Annotated in this window: 16 protein-coding genes; 14 read left to right on the top strand and 2 right to left on the bottom strand. The window is 70.9% G+C overall.

Features of this window, described 5'->3' with window-relative positions:
- Window positions 1-154 precede the first annotated feature (154 nt).
- From ABZ937_RS33760 to ABZ937_RS33705, 12 genes are all read left to right on the top strand, one after another.
- On the top strand, window positions 155-3229 hold the full coding sequence (locus ABZ937_RS33760; protein WP_361697491.1) for a CHAT domain-containing protein: 3075 nt from the start codon (window positions 155-157) through the stop codon (window positions 3227-3229).
- On the top strand, window positions 3226-3963 hold the full coding sequence (locus ABZ937_RS33755) for a hypothetical protein (protein WP_361697489.1): 738 nt from the start codon (window positions 3226-3228) through the stop codon (window positions 3961-3963). Before ABZ937_RS33760 ends, ABZ937_RS33755 begins: the two co-directional genes overlap by 4 nt.
- A 210-nt stretch (window positions 3964-4173) precedes the next feature.
- Window positions 4174-4989 (top strand): SOS response-associated peptidase, encoded by an 816-nt coding sequence (locus ABZ937_RS33750; protein WP_361697487.1) that lies wholly within the window; start codon window positions 4174-4176, stop codon window positions 4987-4989.
- 1 nt (window position 4990) lies between these two features.
- Window positions 4991-5617: an alpha/beta family hydrolase gene (locus ABZ937_RS33745; protein WP_361697485.1), complete on the top strand. Its 627-nt coding sequence runs from the start codon at window positions 4991-4993 to the stop codon at window positions 5615-5617.
- 254 nt (window positions 5618-5871) lie between these two features.
- On the top strand, window positions 5872-6567 hold the full coding sequence (locus ABZ937_RS33740; RefSeq protein WP_361697483.1) for a sigma-70 family RNA polymerase sigma factor: 696 nt from the start codon (window positions 5872-5874) through the stop codon (window positions 6565-6567).
- Window positions 6564-6875 carry a mycothiol system anti-sigma-R factor gene (gene rsrA / locus ABZ937_RS33735; protein ID WP_361697481.1) on the top strand — a complete coding sequence of 104 codons (312 nt, stop codon included), beginning with the start codon at window positions 6564-6566 and terminating at the stop codon, window positions 6873-6875. Before ABZ937_RS33740 ends, rsrA begins: the two co-directional genes overlap by 4 nt.
- A 122-nt stretch (window positions 6876-6997) precedes the next feature.
- Entirely contained in the window at window positions 6998-8302 is a 1305-nt protein-coding gene (locus tag ABZ937_RS33730; RefSeq protein ID WP_361697479.1) for an HD-GYP domain-containing protein, read from the top strand.
- Window positions 8299-9579, top strand: a complete 1281-nt coding sequence (locus ABZ937_RS33725; protein ID WP_361697477.1) for a metal-dependent phosphohydrolase — start codon at window positions 8299-8301, stop codon at window positions 9577-9579. The genes ABZ937_RS33730 and ABZ937_RS33725 overlap by 4 nt, the downstream gene beginning before the upstream one ends.
- 100 nt (window positions 9580-9679) lie before the next feature.
- Window positions 9680-10687, top strand: coding sequence for a hypothetical protein (locus ABZ937_RS33720; RefSeq protein WP_361697475.1), 1008 nt, complete (start codon window positions 9680-9682; stop codon window positions 10685-10687).
- Window positions 10688-10760: 73 nt separating this feature from the next.
- Window positions 10761-11411 carry a peptide deformylase gene (def, locus tag ABZ937_RS33715; RefSeq protein ID WP_361697473.1) on the top strand — a complete coding sequence of 217 codons (651 nt, stop codon included), beginning with the start codon at window positions 10761-10763 and terminating at the stop codon, window positions 11409-11411.
- 300 nt (window positions 11412-11711) lie between these two features.
- Window positions 11712-12785 carry an epi-isozizaene synthase gene (cyc1, locus tag ABZ937_RS33710; protein ID WP_361697613.1) on the top strand — a complete coding sequence of 358 codons (1074 nt, stop codon included), beginning with the start codon at window positions 11712-11714 and terminating at the stop codon, window positions 12783-12785.
- Window positions 12782-14152 (top strand): cytochrome P450, encoded by a 1371-nt coding sequence (locus ABZ937_RS33705; RefSeq protein WP_361697471.1) that lies wholly within the window; start codon window positions 12782-12784, stop codon window positions 14150-14152. The genes cyc1 and ABZ937_RS33705 overlap by 4 nt, the downstream gene beginning before the upstream one ends.
- Window positions 14153-14174: 22 nt before the next feature.
- Here ABZ937_RS33705 and ABZ937_RS33700 read toward each other — a convergent pair whose 3' ends face one another.
- Window positions 14175-15137 (bottom strand): helix-turn-helix domain-containing protein, encoded by a 963-nt coding sequence (locus ABZ937_RS33700; protein ID WP_361697469.1) that lies wholly within the window; start codon window positions 15135-15137, stop codon window positions 14175-14177.
- A gap of 93 nt (window positions 15138-15230) precedes the next feature.
- On the opposite strand from ABZ937_RS33700, the gene ABZ937_RS33695 reads away from it, so the two are divergent.
- A complete protein-coding gene (locus ABZ937_RS33695; RefSeq protein ID WP_361697467.1) occupies window positions 15231-15446 on the top strand; it encodes a hypothetical protein in 216 nt (71 codons plus the stop codon).
- Between the two features lie 93 nt (window positions 15447-15539).
- The gene (locus ABZ937_RS33690; RefSeq protein WP_361697465.1) at window positions 15540-16325 is read left to right on the top strand and encodes a hypothetical protein; all 786 of its coding nucleotides are present in this window, start codon (window positions 15540-15542) and stop codon (window positions 16323-16325) included.
- A 7-nt stretch (window positions 16326-16332) separates the two neighbouring features.
- Here ABZ937_RS33690 and ABZ937_RS33685 read toward each other — a convergent pair.
- A partial coding sequence (locus tag ABZ937_RS33685) for a ribonucleotide-diphosphate reductase subunit beta (RefSeq protein WP_361697463.1) occupies window positions 16333-16686 on the bottom strand: 354 nt, incomplete at its 5' end.

Below are 16686 nucleotides of genomic sequence, written 5' to 3'. Positions count from 1 at the left end.
TGGCCCGCCCGGCTGACGGAGATGTCCTCACGGAGGCCGAAGCATGGGGTTGTGGAACCGCTTACGCCGGATGCGCTCCGCAGGAACGGACACGGGGGACGAACCCGATCTCGGCCCGCTGATGGCCCTTCACCGTGATGTCCACAACGGCAGCTTGGATCTGGACGCCGCCAAGCAGCTCGCCGCGGAACACGGCGCGCGCGGGGAAGTCACGGCCCAACTGGCCGTCGCCCTGAGCCAGGCCGCGGTGCGGGCCAGTGACGAGACCTGGCGGGGCGCGCTGCCCGGCGCGGAGCTGGCGTACGAGGCGATGCGTGCGGCGCACCGGGCCCGCCCGGACGACCCCGCCATGGCCGAGGCGTGGGTGGCGACCGGCGCCGATCTGGTGGAGGTCCTGCACCGCGGCCTGATCGAGCACGGTGACCTGCGGCTGTATCTGCGAGCGACCGGCGTCGCGGACGAAACCGTCCGCGACGCAGGGGACCTCGGGCTCCCGCGACTGCAGGGCCTCGTGTCTCTGCGCCTGGGGCTGCTGTTGCTGGACGCCTACACCGCGGGACGTTCGCCGGTCGGGTACGAAAGTCAGTTCGTCGCATGGATGGACAAGGCGCTGCAGGCCAACGACCCGGATCTGCAGTTCCTGGTGTCCCGTCCGATCACTTCGGACGGTGAACCGGACCAGTCTTCCGCCTCAGCGTCCTGGCCGCCACCCCTGGAAGCGCTCGACCGGGCCGAGACGCACTTGCGTGAAGCTCTGCCCCTGATCATTCCGGAGCGACGCGGTCGCGCGCTCAAGGCTCTGGCACAGGCGATCGAGTGGCGGGGCTGGCTCGGCGGGGAGCGGAACGACGACGAGCTCAGGTCGGTCGCCGAGCAGGCGTTGCGGGAGCTGGACCCGGACGACACCCAACCGCGTCTCGCCCTGGCCGCCATGCTGCAACGGCTCGGGGACTTTGGCCATGGCGACGCCCTGGACCGTGACCTGCGGGACGCGGAGCGGGACTGGGCGAGCTTCAGGGCGCGCACCGAACCGGCCACGGCCTGGGACATCCTTGGCCAAGGCGCCTCCTACCTGCAGGAGACCGATCCGGAACGTGCGCTGCGACTGCTCGCCCGGCAGCGCGAACTGCCGGAGCTCTGGGCGGACGACCTGCACCGCAGCCGGCACTTCCACGCCGTGCTCACCCTGTTCGCCGAGGCCTACCGCCCGGACTGGGCTCAGGCCGCGTGGGACGGCGACATCGAGGGCACGGCCGGACGAGCGATCGCGGCGGTCGCCGAGGCCGCTTCACCCGAGGATTCCCGGGAGGCTGCGGCGGCCCTGCTCACCGTGATGCTCGCCACCACCCGCCCGGGTGTCGACCGGGAGGAGGAGGGGCTGGAACTGGTGGACACGCTGTTCGGGCTCGACGCCGCCCTCTGGGCGGAGCACGAGGAGGCGGTCCACTTCCTGGTGGCGGGTCTGCTCCGGGGCGCGGGCGTCAACCGGATGCATGCCGGGGACGTGGACGATGCCGGCCGCTACTACCGTGAGGCGGCCGACGGTTTCCGCGAACTGGCCATGCCGGTGCCGATGGTGCAGTGCCTGGAGTACCTCGACGACGTGGTCAGAGCGGGCACCACCACACTCGACGAACTCACCGCCTGGCTGGCCGCGCACTCTCTCGCCCTCGAGTTGGCGGCCCCCGGATCGGCCCCTGCCGCGGTGCACAGGCTGGCCACCCATCTGCTGGCCGGCCAGGTGTCCGCGGGGACCTCGGCCGAGGTCGTTCAGCTGCTGCTCCAGGTCATCAAGGGGCGCCGGTTCGCTGCGATGCTGGCGGAGGGAACCCGCGACTTCCGCCTGGACGAGCCCACCCGCTCGCTGCTCGGCCTGGCGGCCGAGGCCGAGGCGGCGCTGCCCGAGGACTCGGACATCCTGCGGCCGGAGCCGTTCGACGCGGGATTGGGGGACGACGACCTGCTGACGGCCTGGGTGGACGAGTACGAGAAGGGACCTTCACAGACCTCCGAGGACCGGCTGGCCGGACTGCAGCGCGCGGTCGAACGGCGGCTGTCGGCCGCTCTGCTGCCGACATCGGCGCCGCACCTGGTGCCGCTGGCGGAGATCCAGCGGCGCCTCGACTCCCGGACAGCCCTCCTGCTGCTGTTCGAGGGAGCCGGGGTCGACGGCAACGTCACCATGGGCCAGTTGTTGCTCACCAGGGATTTCGAGTACGCCGCCATCGGCACGGAGCAGATGCCCGCGGGCACCCTCCGCATGTCCGACCGGGGCCGGACCGTGACGGTGCCCGCGAGCGGGGTCTACGTGGGCGCGCTGCGCCGGGCCATCCACATGTCCGATCCGGGTCCCTTCGATGTGACACCGCAGGCCGCACAGGATCTCGCGGGCGCGGCCGACCGCTACGCCCGCGCGGTGAACAACTGCCGGGACCGTCTGACGGCCGCCGGCGTGGACCACCTGGTCGTCGTCCCGCACGGCGCCGGCCGCTATGTCCCCGTCCACCTCGTCGGCCCTCCGGGGCATCCGCTCGCCGACGACTGGAACGTCACCTATCTGTCCAACCTCGCCCAACTCTTCGTCGATCCCCGGCCCGCACCGCCACGGGACGGCGTCGGCGTGTTCGCGCTGTCCTACACCGACCAGCCCGAACTGCCCCCGCTCGACGACTCCCTGGACGAGGCCCGCACCATCGCTGACGTCTGCGGTACGACGGCCCTGGTGGACGCGGCGGCCACCGAGGCCGCCTTCACCCGTGCGCTGGAGACACGCAGGTACGTCCACCTGCGGGCACACGGCCGGCTGTACGTCGACGCGCCGAGCTTCCACACCGTGTTCCTGCATCCGGCGCGAGGGCCCGAGGGGCACGACGGACGGTTGCGGGCCTACGAGATCCTTCCCCTCGACGTGACCGGCCTGGAGCTGGTCACGCTGGGAGCATGCGAGACGGCGCTGGGCCGGGTGGACCAGTACGACAACCCGCGAGGCCTGCCCGCGGCCCTGCTGCTGGCCGGCGCGCGAGCAGTCGTCGGGACGCTGTGGCCCGTCCTCGCTTCGGCGAGCACCTACTTCTTCGCCGAGCTGTACCGGGGTCTCCTGCACGACGACCTCGATGTGCCGACGGCGTTCAGGGTGGCGCAGCGCGCGACGCGCACCCGGTTCTCCGCATACCGGGACTGGGGAGCCTTCTATCTGGTCGGCGGACTGACGAGGGAGTCAACGGCATGACGAGCCTGGACATCACCGATCCCGTGCTGGAGCCGGTCACCCTCGACCTCGCGCAGCGGGTGACGCTCGGATCGCGGCGGCAGCCGCCCGACCAGCAGCCCGGACGCATCGCACTGGGCAGGCCCGTCTGCCTGCCCCTCGACCTGGCCACGGTGGACGAAGAGGCCCGGATCTTCCTCTCGGGCAGACCGGACTCCGCGTTCTGGCTGCTGGCCCTCGTCTGCAGCTTCCGGGCCGTCGAGGACGAGCCGATGGAGTCGGCCTGGCTGAACGTCCGGCTCCGCACCGTGCGGCCCGCCGGAGCGGAACCACCGACGGCGTGGTCGATGGAACCGCTGGCTCTGGCCGATGCGGTGGAGGTGAGCAAGACCGTCAGCCTGGACGCCGAACTGAAATTGACCTCCGTGCTGGTCCCGATCGAGGTCGGTCCCTCGGCGGGCCGCGAGTGGACGAGCAGCTACAAGCGGTCGGAGACCTATGTCCAGGCCCATGCCGAGGGCAGCGCCCAGCCCTCCTGGTTCTTCACCCGGACCCCGGTGCGGGAGATCGACGGCGTGCACCGGCTGCGCACGGTCGTCGAACTGCCCGCGACCGCCGTGGGGGAGGCCGAGGTGTCGGTTGGCGCGACACTCAAGCTCAAGCGCTGCGGCCTGATTCCGTACCGCACCCATCCGGACCGCGTGCCGGAGCCCCGGACGGTGCGTCTGGAGCGGCCGTCCGCCCCCACGCAGTGACCCCGCCATCGTGCACGTGATCCGTTACGGCTGGTCGCCTCACGGCCTGTGACACGGGGTCGCTTCGACGGTGCTCGGCACGGTCTGCCACTCTTGGACGCGTCCCGGTGGCTGCGACACAAGAGCATCAAGGAGACGGCGGACACGTACGGGCACTTCGCCCGCTGGCTGGTGCTCCAGCGTTTCCGCAGGTCGGAGGGGTGATCACAGATGTGCGGACGGTATGCATCGAGTCGTAGGCCCGAGGATCTCGCGGGAATCTTCGAGGTCGAGAAGTGGGAGCCCGAGGAGACCCTGGAGCCGGACTACAACGTGGCGCCGACCAAGGAGGTCTACGCCGTCCTCGACCGTCCCCTGAAAGACGCGGACTCCCCGCGTCCGGTTCGCCAGCTGCGCAAGCTGAAGTGGGGACTGGTGCCCTCCTGGGCCAAGACGCCCGAGGGCGGCGCCCGGATGATCAACGCGCGCGCCGAGACCGTGCACGAGAAGCCCTCCTACCGGCGCGCCTTCGCAGCCCGCCGCTGCATCCTGCCGGCCGACGGCTACTACGAGTGGGTCACCGGCAAGGACGAGCGGGAGCTGGAGGTCGAGGGGAAGAAGAAGCGACCGCGCAAGCAGCCGTACTTCGTGCTGCCCGCCGACGGCTCGGTCTTCGCGATGGCCGGCCTGTACGAGTTCTGGCGCGACAGGACCCTGCCCGACGACCACCCCCAGGCCTGGTGGGTCACCTGCTCGGTGATCACCACCGAGGCGGAGAAGACCCCCCTGGCCGTCGCCCCCGCCGACGGCCCGCACACCCTCGCCGACATCCACCCCCGGATGCCGCTGATGCTCACCCCGGACCGCTGGGACTCCTGGCTCGACCCCTCCCGCACCGACCCCGACGACCTGCGCGCCCTGCTCACCCCGCCCCCGGCCGGCCTGATGCGCGCCTACCCGGTCTCCACCGCCGTCAGCAACGTCCGCAACAACGGCGCGGAGCTGCTGAAGGAGCTGGAGGCACCGGAAGAGGGCACACTCTTCTGACGTGATCGAAATTGTCGAGACCGACGCCGGTACCGCCCGCATCACCTGGCACCGGGCGAAGAAGGCACGGCTGGTGCTGGCCGTCAGCCACGGTGCCGGGGGCGGCATCGAGGCGCGGGACCTGCAGGCCCTCGCCCAGGCGCTCCCCGCGGACGGCGTGAGCGTGGCCCTCGTCGAGCAGCCCTGGCGGGTCGCCGGCAAGAAGGTCGCGCCCGCGCCGAAGACCCTGGACACCGGCTGGCGCGGCATCTGGCCCGCGCTGGCCGGGATGGCGCTGCCGGTGATCTCCGGCGGCCGGAGCGCCGGCGCCCGGGTCGCCTGCCGTACGGCGGCAGAGCTGGGCGCCCACGCCGTGCTCGCGCTGAGCTTCCCGCTGCACCCCCCGGGCAGGCCGGAGAAGTCCCGCGCGGACGAGCTGCTCGGCGCCGGCGTGCCCACGCTGGTCGTGCAGGGCGGCAACGACCCCTTCGGGAAGCCGGCGGAATTCCCGGAGGGCGACTTCGCACTGGCCGAGGTGCCCTACGGCGATCACGGCTTCGCCGTGCCCAAGCGCGCGGAGATCACCCAGGAGCGGGCGCTGGAGATCGTCACCGGCGCGGTGCGGGAGTGGGTCGAGTCACTCGGGTGACCCGGGAATGTTGTGCGGCGGCCCGCTGTTGACGGCGACAGAAGTGCTGAGGCCTCGGCACCGACGTCGTAGGAGAGGAAGTCCGCCGCATGGGTTCGACCATCTGCCCGGCCCGCAAGCGCACTGCTGACCTGGACTGGTCGGTGCTGCACGCGGCCAAGACCGCTCCTATTCGAGCGGCGGCAGGCACGGGTCGTGTTCTATCCTCCGAATCGAGTGGGACCGGTTTCGGTCCCGCCCGGGATCTTGAGGAGGTGGGTCCGGTCACTGGGACCGACGCAGGGACCGACAACGGCCAGGCGGAGCTGCCCGAGGGCCAGGGCGTCAGCGCGGACGCGTCCAGTGAGACGACCGCGGAGCGCAGCGCGCGCTTCGAGCGGGACGCGCTCGAATACCTCGACCAGATGTACTCGGCCGCGCTGCGCATGACGCGCAACCCGGCCGACGCCGAGGACCTGGTGCAGGAGACCTACGCCAAGGCGTACGCGTCCTTCCACCAGTTCCGCGAGGGCACCAACCTGAAGGCGTGGCTGTACCGGATCCTCACCAACACGTTCATCAACTCCTACCGCAAGAAGCAGCGCGAGCCCCAGCGCTCGGCCGCGGAGGAGATCGAGGACTGGCAGCTCGCCCGCGCCGAGTCGCACATGTCGACGGGTCTGCGCTCCGCCGAGTCGCAGGCGCTCGACCACCTGCCCGACTCGGACGTGAAGGAAGCGCTGCAGGCGATCCCCGAGGAGTTCCGCATCGCCGTCTATCTCGCGGACGTCGAGGGCTTTGCGTACAAGGAGATCGCGGACATCATGGGGACACCCATCGGTACGGTGATGTCCCGGCTGCACCGGGGCCGCCGTCAACTGCGCGGGATGCTGGAGGACTACGCCCGTGAGCGCGGGCTGGTCCCGGCGGGCGCCGGAGAGTCGAACGAAGCGAAAGGTTCGGGCTCATGAGCTGCGGAGATCCGCACGAGACGGACTGCGGTGAGGTCCTCGACCACCTGTACGAGTTCCTCGACAGCGAGATGCCGGACGTCGATCGCGACAAGTTCCAGCACCACTTCGAGGAATGCTCCCCGTGCCTGGAGAAGTACGGCCTGGAGCAGGCCGTGAAGAAGCTGGTGAAGCGGTGCTGCGGGCATGACGACGTGCCCGCCGACCTGCGGGCCAAGGTCATGGGGCGGATCGACCTGATCCGCTCCGGCCAGACCGTGCCCGAGCACGACGTGACCAAGGCTCCCACGGCACCGCAGGAGTCCTGACCCTCCGGGACACGCCGGGTCATATCACCCGAACGTGCTAATCCTCAGGTCATAAGCCCCGCACCCCCCGATCCCCGCCCTAGGCTCCGAGCCCTGGACAGGCACGGTCGGGGAGGGGCGTGATGGACGCGGTACCGGTGAGGGCACGCGGCTATGTGGCCGGCGTCGCCCTGCTGACCGCGCTCTGCCTTCGGCCCCTGCCGGCCACTCCCACGCCCTGGTGGGCCCTGACCCTGCTCGCCGCGCTCTACGCGGCCTGTGAGCACGTCGTACGGCGCCGCTTCGGCGGCACCTTCTACCCCGTGCTGCTCGCCGGCGCGTTCCTGCTGCCCCCGTCGGCCGCCGCGCTCGTCCCGGTGCCCGCCGCCCTGCTCTCCCCGGTCGAGCACCGGCCCGCCCTGCCGCGGCGCCTGTGGCGGGCCGCGCAGCCCGCGTCGGCCGTGTGGGCCGCCGCCCAGGTGCACGGCGCGCTCGGCGGCGTGGACGCCGTCCGCGGCTCCGACTTCCCGTACGCCCTGCTGCCCGCCGGAGCGGCCGTCCTCGCCTTCTGCCTGGTGCTCACCGCGCTCGACGGCGGCCTGCGCGCCGCGGCCGGACTGGTGCCGCTGCGCAGGGCCTGGCGCGGCCTGCTGGCCCGCTCGCTCGCCCCGGTCGCGGTGCACGGACTCGCCGGCCTGATGATGGCCGTCCTGTGGCGCAGCCCGTACGGCCCCGCCTCCGCGCTGCTCGTGCTGCTGCCGATGTGCGTCTCCGGGTGGGTGTTCGCCCAGTACCACCGCGAACGCGCGGCCCACCAGGCCACCATCCGCGCCCTCGTCCAGGCCGTCGACATCAAGGACGGCTACACCCGCGGCCACAGCGAACGCGTCGGGCAGGCCTCCGTGCTGATCGCCCGCGAACTCGGCATGGACGACGAGCGGGTCGAGGTGCTGCGCTTCGCCGGCATCCTGCACGACGTCGGCAAACTGGGCGTGCCCACCCGGCTGCTGCGCAAGGACGGCCCGCTCACCCCCGAGGAGCGGCGGATCATCGAGCTGCACCCCGAGTACGGCCACGAGATGGTCCGCGGGATCTCCTTCCTCGGCGAGGCCCGCGCCGCCATCCTCCACCACCACGAACGGCTCGACGGCAGCGGCTACCCGTACGGCCTGGCCGGCAGCCAGATCCCCGAGTGCGCCCGGATCGTCGCCGTCGCGGACGCCTTCGACGCCATGACCTCCACCCGTTGCTACAGCAGGGCCCGCCCCGTCGAGGCGGCCGTAGCCGAGCTGGAGCGCTGCGCCGGCGCCCACTTCGACCCCCGCATGGTCACCGCCCTCGTCCGCGCGCTGCACCGCTCCGGCTGGCACCCGGCGGTCACCGCCGACGAACCGGCGTACGACACCGCGCCCGCCGAGCGGGGCCCGCGCACCGGGGCGCCCCGATGACCGTCCTGCGGCTCATCCACGGCACCGCCGCCCTCGTTGCGGCCGGCTCCCTGGCCCTCACCCTGTGGTACGGCCCGGCCGACCGGGGCGTCGCGCTCGCCTTCGGGGTGCTCATAGCCGTCGGCGAACTGACCCGGTGGAGCGACGGCCAGTCCCGCCAGGCCGCACCCCTCGGCGCCGCCGGCTCCCTGTCGTACGCCCTGCTGGGCGCCGACGCCGGGCAGCCCAGCCGGCACGACGCCGCCCAGGTCGTCACCGTCGTCCTCGTCGCCGCCGTGCTCGGCGCCGTCCCGCACATCTGGTCCGGCACCGCCCCCACCGTCGACCACCTGGCTCGCCGCGTCCTCACCGTCGGCTTCGCCGCCGTCTGCTTCCAACCCCTCTACAACAGAGGCGTCTTCAGCTCCTGGGACGGCTCCGCGTACGCCCTGCTGCTGCTCACCCTGCTGGCCCTCACCTCCCTGTGCGGCGCCGTGCTGGCCGCCGCGCTGGCCCACTGCCGCACCCGCTGGCCGTTCGGCCCCCTGCTGCGCGAGGAACTGCGCGGGCTGCTCGGCATCGGCTCCGCCGTCTGCGCGACCGGCGCCGTGATGGCGCTCGCGGTCGCCGTCGCCGGCCTGTGGGCGCTGCCGGTGTTCTGCCTGCCGCTGCTGCTCGTCCAGCTGTCCGTGCGCCGGTACGCGGCCGTCCGCGCCACCTACCGGCAGACCATCGCCTCCCTCGCCCGCGCCACCGAGATCGCCGGCTACACCCCCGCCGGGCACGCCCACCGGGTCGCCGAGCTCAGCCTCGCCGTCGGCCGGGACCTGCGGCTGACCGGGCCCGAACTGACCGTCCTGGAGTACGCGGCCCTGATGCACGACATCGGCCAGCTCAGCCTGGTCGACCCGGTCCCGGCCGGGGCCACCGCCGCCCTGCCCGTCGCCGAGCAGCGGCGCATCGCCCTGCTCGGCGGGGCCGTCGTGCGGCAGACCGGGGTCGACGCGGCCGTCGCCGTCGTCGTGGAGCGGCAGGCCGACCCCTGTCCGGAGCAGCCGCTCGCCGCCCGTATCGTCCGGGCCGTGAACGCCTACGAGGAGAAGACCCGGGACGCCGGACCCGAGGGCCCCCTGCGCGCGCTGGAGGAACTGCGGCTCGGCACCGCCGGGGACTACGCTCCCGAGGTCGTGGAGTCGCTGGCCCGGGTGCTGGCCCAGCCCCGGGAGGCACGGGAGCGTGTGCCGGCGCAGCGAACGGGACTGTCTGACCCCGCTCCCGGCTGGGTAACCCATGGGTAATGAGCGCCTTTCCCGCCGCACGTGGTTGGATGCGAGGGAGAGGGTGTCCGGGGGCACAAGCCAGCCCACTGTGCGGAACTGGAACTGGCAGGCGGGAATCGTGAGGATCTTCGGCAAGGGACGGCACCGGCCCTCCGCCTCCTGGCGGCAGGCCACTGACCGCGCGTTCACGCTCATCGGCGACGGACGCTACGAGGACGCGGGTGAACTGCTGACCCGCGCCGCCGATCTGGAACCCTGGCTGTCGGAGTCCTGGTTCAACCTCGCCCTGCTGCACAAGTTCCGGCACGACTGGGAGCAGGCCCGCGCGGCCGGACTGCGCGCGGTCGCCCTGCTCGACCGGGAGACCGGGGCGCCCGACTGGTGGAACGTCGGCATCGCCGCGACCGCCCTGCAGGACTGGCCGCTGGCCCGCCGCGCCTGGCAGGCGTACGGGCTGAAGGTGCCCGGGGGCGGCTCCCGCCCGAAGGCCGGGGCGGGCGGCGCCGCGTCCGGGGAACCGCTCGGCATGGAGCTGGGCAGCGCGGCCGTACGGCTCTCCCCGGAGGGCGAGGCCGAGGTGGTCTGGGGCCGCAGACTGGACCCGGCGCGGATCGAGGTGCTGTCGATCCCGCTGCCCTCCTCCGGGCGGCGCTGGGGCGAGGTCGTGCTGCACGACGGCGTCCCGCACGGCGAGCGCACCACATCCACCGGGCACTCCTACCCGGTCTTCGACGAGATCGAGCTGTGGGCGCCGTCGCCCGTCCCCACCTGGGTGGTCCTGCTGGAGGCGGCCACCGAGGCCGACCGGGACGCGCTGGAGCAGCTCGCGGCCGACGCCGGGTTCGCCGCGGAGGACTGGTCGTCGTCCGTGCGGCTGCTGTGCCGGATGTGCTCGGAGTCACGGATGCCGTCGGACGAGGGCGAGGGCGTGCATCTCGACCCGCACGATCACAGCGAGCCGGGCCATCCCGGGCCGCTGGGGCACCGCACCGACGGGCAGCTGTGGGTGCCGGAGCGGGAGTGCGGCCTCGCGGCGCCGGCCTCGCTGGTCAGGGGGCTGCTGGACGGCTGGGTCGCGGACAGCCCTGACTCCAGGGACTGGCGGGACCTGGAAGAGGTTTGCTGAGCCGTCCACGCGCAGCCGCCTTTAGGCTGTACTCGCAGAATTTTCCAGGCTTGCAGGAAGGCGTACGTCGGTCATGGCGCAGCAGGACACCGATCAGCAGCACGCGGGCGTGCTCCCCGTCGACGACGAGGGCTATGTCGTCGACACGGAGGACTGCGAGGAGCGCGAGACCGCCTGGCGCGAGCGCGGCACCTCGCGGCCGATCACGGTCGTCGGCAACCCGGTGCTGCACAAGGAGTGCAAGGACGTCACCGCGTTCGGCGCGGAGCTGGACCAGCTGGTCGCGGACATGTTCGCCAGCCAGCGCACCGCGGAGGGCGTGGGCCTGGCCGCCAACCAGATCGGCGTCGACCTGAAGGTCTTCGTCTACGACTGCATGGACGACGAGGGCGTCCGGCACGTCGGTGTGGTGTGCAACCCGAAGCTGGTCGACCTGCCCGCCGAGAAGCGCCGCCTCGACGACAGCAACGAGGGCTGCCTGTCCGTGCCGACCGCGTACGCGCCGCTCGCGCGCCCCGACTACGCCGAGGTGACGGGCCAGGACGAGAAGGGCAACCCGATCAGGGTCCGGGGCACGGGCTACTTCGCGCGCTGTTTGCAGCACGAGACCGACCACCTCTACGGCTACCTGTACATCGACCGGCTGTCGAAGCGGGACCGCAAGGACGCGCTGCGGCAGATGGCCGAGAACGAGCCACGCTACCCCGTGGTCGCCAACGACTGACCCACGCGGCTCACTTGGGCGCCCGGCCGGGATCCTTCCTGGCCGGGCGCCTTCGCGTCGCCATAGTTCGCTCGCGCGTGCGACGCACAACCGACCCATTCTGCGCCTCTTGTGATCCTTAATCAGTCACACAAGGGGGGATTCTCGGCACCATGGGGTAGTGAGTGGAGCAAATCCGTTCCCACGATGGTCAGTTGTGGTGCTGAATGGAAGTGCGGGATACGCAACGGCGCACGCCCGGCACAGCGGGAGGGGTGTGCGCTCCTGGCGGCTGAGAGGGGTTTGTTCGTGCAAGCTTTCCTGCGCAGCACCACAGCGACGTCGACGGCGGTCGTAGTACCACCGTCACTGGCACTCCCGGTGATCGAATCCGCCTTTCCCCGGCAACTGCACCCGTATTGGCCGAGACTCCAGGAGAAGACCCGGCTCTGGCTCCTGGAAAAACGGCTCATGCCGGCGGACAAGGTTCAGGAATATGCCGACGGACTTTGCTACACCGACCTCATGGCGGGCTACTACACAGGAGCCTCCGCCGAGGTCCTGCAGGCCATAGCCGACTACAGCACCTGGTTCTTCGTCTGGGACGACCGCCACGACCGTGACATCGTGCACGGCAGGGCGGGCGACTGGCGGCGGCTGCGGTACCGGCTGCACACGGCTCTCGACGCACCCAGGCACCATCTGAACCACCCCGACCCGCTGGTCGCGGCCTTCTCGGACAGCGTGCTGCGGCTGTACGGCTTCCTGCCGCACACCTGGAACCGGCGGTTCACCCGGCACTTCCACGCGGTGATAGAGGCCTACGACCGTGAATTCCGCAACCGCACCGAGGGATACATACCCGGCGTCGAGGAGTATCTCGCCCTGCGCCGCCTCACCTTCGCGCACTGGATATGGACGGACCTGCTGGAGCCCAGTGCCGGGTGCGAACTCCCGGACGCCGTGCGGAAAAACCCGGCGTATCGCCGGGCGGCCCTCCTCAGTCAGGAATTCGCCGCCTGGTACAACGACCTCTGCTCGCTGCCGAAGGAAATAGCGGGCGACGAGGTGCACAATCTCGGAATCAGCCTCATCAGCCATGTGGGGCTGACCCTGGAAGAAGCCGTCGACGAAGTCAGGCGACGCGTCGAGGAATGCATCAGTGAATTCCTGGACGCCGAGCAGGACGCCCTGAGGTTCGCCCGTGAAATCGACGACGGAACGGTCCGCGGCAAGGAACTGAGCGCCGCCGTCCGGTCCTGCGTCGGCAATATGCGCAACTGGTTCAGCTCCGTCTACTGGTTCCACCACGAGTCCGGCCGATACATGGTCGACAGCTGGGACGACCGGTCCACGCCCCCGTACGTCACGAACGAAACGGCAGGTGAGAAATGACCGTAGAGTCGGTGAACTCCGCGACTCCCGCCACCCCCGAACTGCGCGAACCGCCCCTGGCCCAAGGTGCCGTACCGGTCCTCGGGCACGGCCTGAAACTGGCCCGCGACCCGCTCGCCTTCATGTCCGCGCTGCGCGACCACGGCGAGGTCGTCCGCCTCAAACTCGGCCCCAAGACGGTGTACGCCGTCACCACGCCGGCGCTCACCGGAGCACTGGCCCTCAGCCCCGACTTCAAGATCGACGGCCCGCTGTGGGAGTCCCTCGAAGGCCTGCTCGGCAAGGAGGGCGTGGCCACCGCGAACGGCCCCCGGCACCGCCGGCAGCGGCGCACCATCCAGCCCGCGTTCCGGCTCGACGCGATACCCGCCTACGGCCCGGTCATGGAGGAGGAGGCGCACGCCCTGACCGAGCGCTGGAAACCCGGCGAGACCATCGACTGCACCTCCGAGTCCTTCCGGGTCGCCGTCCGCATCGCCGCCCGCTGCCTGCTGCGCGGCGACTACATGGACGAGCGCGCCGAACGGCTCAGCATCGACCTCGCCACCGTCTTCCGCGGCATGTACCGCAGGATGGTGATCCCGCTCGGGCCGCTCTACCGGCTGCCGTTTCCGGCCAACCGCGAATTCAACCGGGCACTGGCCGATTTGCATCTGCTGGTGGACGAGATCGTCGCCGAGCGGAGGGCGTCTGGTCAAAAGCCGGACGATTTGCTGACGGCATTGCTGGAGGCGAAGGACGACAATGGCGACCCCATCGGGGAACAGGAGATCCACGACCAGGTCGTCGCGATACTCACCCCCGGCAGCGAAACAGTCGCGTCCACGATCATGTGGCTGCTGCAGGTCCTCGCCGAACACCCGGAACACGCCGAGAAGGTACGGACCGAGGTCGAATCCGTGACCGCTGGTCGACCGGTCGGATTCGAGCACGTTCGCTCACTCACGCACACCAACAATGTCGTCGTCGAGGCCATGCGGCTCAGGCCCGCCGTATGGATATTGACGCGGCGCGCGGTGACCGACACCGCGCTCGGCGGCTATCGCATTCCGGCCGGGGCGGACATCGTCTACAGCCCGTACGCGATCCAGCGCGACGGCCGCTCCTACGCCAGCCACCTAGACTTCGACCCCGACCGCTGGCTGCCCGAACGGGCCAAGGGCGTACCGAAGTACGCCATGAGCCCGTTCAGCGTGGGCAACCGCAAGTGCCCCAGCGACCACTTCTCCATGACCCAGCTGAGCCTGATCACCGCGGCGATCTCGGCGAGGTACCGCTTCGAGCAGGTCAGCGGGTCCGACGACGCCACCCGGGTGGGCATCACCCTGCGCCCGCACAACCTGCTGCTGCGGGCGAAGCCCTGGTAGGCCACCTGCTGCCGGCGCGCGCTCAGGCGGCCTGGGGGCCCCGGAACGCGCGCCGGTAGGCATGCGGCGTGGTCCCCAGCGCCCGGACGAACTGGTGACGCAGCGCGGCGGCCGTACCGAACCCCGTACGCCAGGCGATGGCGTCCATGGTCTCGTCCGTTCCCTCCAGCAACTCCTGCGCCAGTAGCACCCGTTGGCGCAGGATCCACCGGTACGGAGTGGTCCCCGTCTCCTGCTGGAAGCGCCGGGCGAAGGTGCGCGGCGCCATATGGGCGCGGGCGGCGAGCTGCTCGACCGTGACCTCCTGATCGAGATGCGCCTCCATCCAGGCCAGCACCTCCCCGACCGTGTCGCAGGGCGCCTTCGGCAGCGGGCGCTCGATGAACTGCGCCTGCCCGCCGTCCCGGTGCGGCGGCACCACCATCCGGCGGGCGATCTTGTTGGCCACTTCCGGGCCCTGCTCCTTGCGCACGAGATGCAGACAGGCGTCGATCCCGGCGGCGGTGCCGGCGGAGGTGATCACGGGATCCTCGTCCACGTACAGCACGTCCGGTTCGACCGTGAGCCGGGGGTAGCGCCGGGAGAGCTGCTCGGCGTGGTGCCAGTGCACCGCGCACCGCCGGCCGTCCAGCAGCCCCGCCGCGGCCAGCACGAACACCCCGGAGCAGACGCTGAGCACCCGCGTGCCCCGGTCGACCGCCCGCCGCAGCGCCGCCAGCAGCTCCTGCGGATACGCGCGCTCCGCATAGGTCTCACCGGCCGGTACGGCGATCAGGTCGGCCTCTTCCAGCCGCTCCAGGCCGTACGGCGTGGACACGGTGAACCCGCAGTGCGTGGCCAGGTCGGGCCCCTCCGCCGACACCACGGCGAAGTCGTACACCGGCAGTCCGTCGTCGCTGCGGTCGATGCCGAACACCTCGCACACGACACCCAGCTCGAAAGGATGCACCCCGTCCAGCAGCACGGCGGCCACGTTCTTCAGCATGCTGCCAGTGTGCCTCAGCGCTGGCAGTAATTCGAGGTTCTACGGCAGTCCTGCCACTCACGGTAAGGAGTATCCGGCGCGACAGTGGTGTCCATGAACGGAAACCAGATCGAAGGCCTCATCGGAATGCTCGCCACCGTCGGGATCCTGGTCCTCCTGATCCTCCCGTCCGTGCTCGGTGCCCTGCGCGACCGGCGCATCGACCGGCAGCTCCGGGAGGCGGAGCAGCGCGGGACGTCCAAGGCCACGGGTCCGGCGGAAGAGCCCAAGCCCCTCGGGAGGCGCCACGGCGTGGCCCGCCACGCCTGACAGAAACGCCGTACGCCCCCTGTCCGCCCGCTGTGTACCCTCTCCCTGATCATCACAAGGGTCACCAAAAGGATCATCACAAGGGGTGGGAACATGCGAGGCAGAACGGCCAGAACGGCCTGGGCCCTGGCGGGCGGAGCCGCGGCCCTGACCCTGCTGACCGCGACGGGCGCGCACGCGGAGGGCAGGGGAGACATCCGCGTCGTGAAGACCGTCGTCAACAAGGGCGGCAACGTGACCGTCGGGACGTCGAAGAAGGTCACGTTCCCCATCGCCATCACCGTCAAGGACAACTCGGGTGTGAAGGGGCTGACCGATGTCAGCACCTTCAACACGACCTACGGATGGGGCTTCTTCGACTGGACCGGGTCCTCGTGCAAGAAGCAGTCGCACACCACGTCGGTGTGCACGGCCACGATGACGGTCGACCCGGCCTGGATCCGCCAGAGCGACGACATGGACAGCAACAAGCTGGCCGGCGTCTGGCAGGTCAACGCCACCGTCAAGGCGAACGACGGCGACTACTGGATCTCCGACCGCATCGCCGAGTACAAGGTCAAGCGGGCCTCGCAGCTGACCACGGACGCCGCGCCGGAGCCCGTCGCCAAGGGCGCCGAGCTGACCGTCACCGGCAAGCTGTCCCGGGCGAACTGGGAGGACCTGAAGTACCACGGATTCACCGGGCAGGACGTGAAGCTCCAGTTCAAAGCGGACGGCGCCGCCCACTACCGTACGGTCAAGACCGTACGAACGGGCGACGCCGGGAAGCTCAGCACCAAGGTCACCGCCACTTCGGCGGGCAGCTGGCGCTGGTACTTCCCCGGCACGACGACGACCGCGCGGGTCGTGTCGGCCGGGGACGCGGTCAAGCTGAAGTGACCGCCGCTCAGAAGTCCTCGTCCAGGTCGACGGTGCCCTCCACCGCGACCTGGTAGGCCGAGGGGCGGCGCTCGAAGAAGTTCGTCAGTTCCTGGACGCCCTGGAGTTCCATGAAGGAGAAGGGGTTCTCGGAGCCGTAGACGGGGGCGAAGCCGAGGCGGGTGAGGCGCTGGTCGGCGACGCATTCGAGGTACTGGCGCATGGAGTCGGTGTTCATGCCCGGGAGGCCGTCGCCGCACAGGTCGCGGGCGAACTGCAGCTCGGCTTCGACGGCTTCGTGGAGCATGTCGGTGACCTGCTGCTGGAGCTGGTCGTCGAAGAGGTCGGGTTCTTCCTTGCGGACGGTGTCGACGACGTCGAA

The sequence above is a fragment of the Streptomyces sp. NPDC046727 genome (assembly GCF_040645635.1).
Classification (GTDB): domain Bacteria; phylum Actinomycetota; class Actinomycetes; order Streptomycetales; family Streptomycetaceae; genus Streptomyces.
The sequence above is the reverse complement of the archived record's forward strand: the minus strand, read 5'-3'. Positions and strand labels throughout refer to the sequence as shown.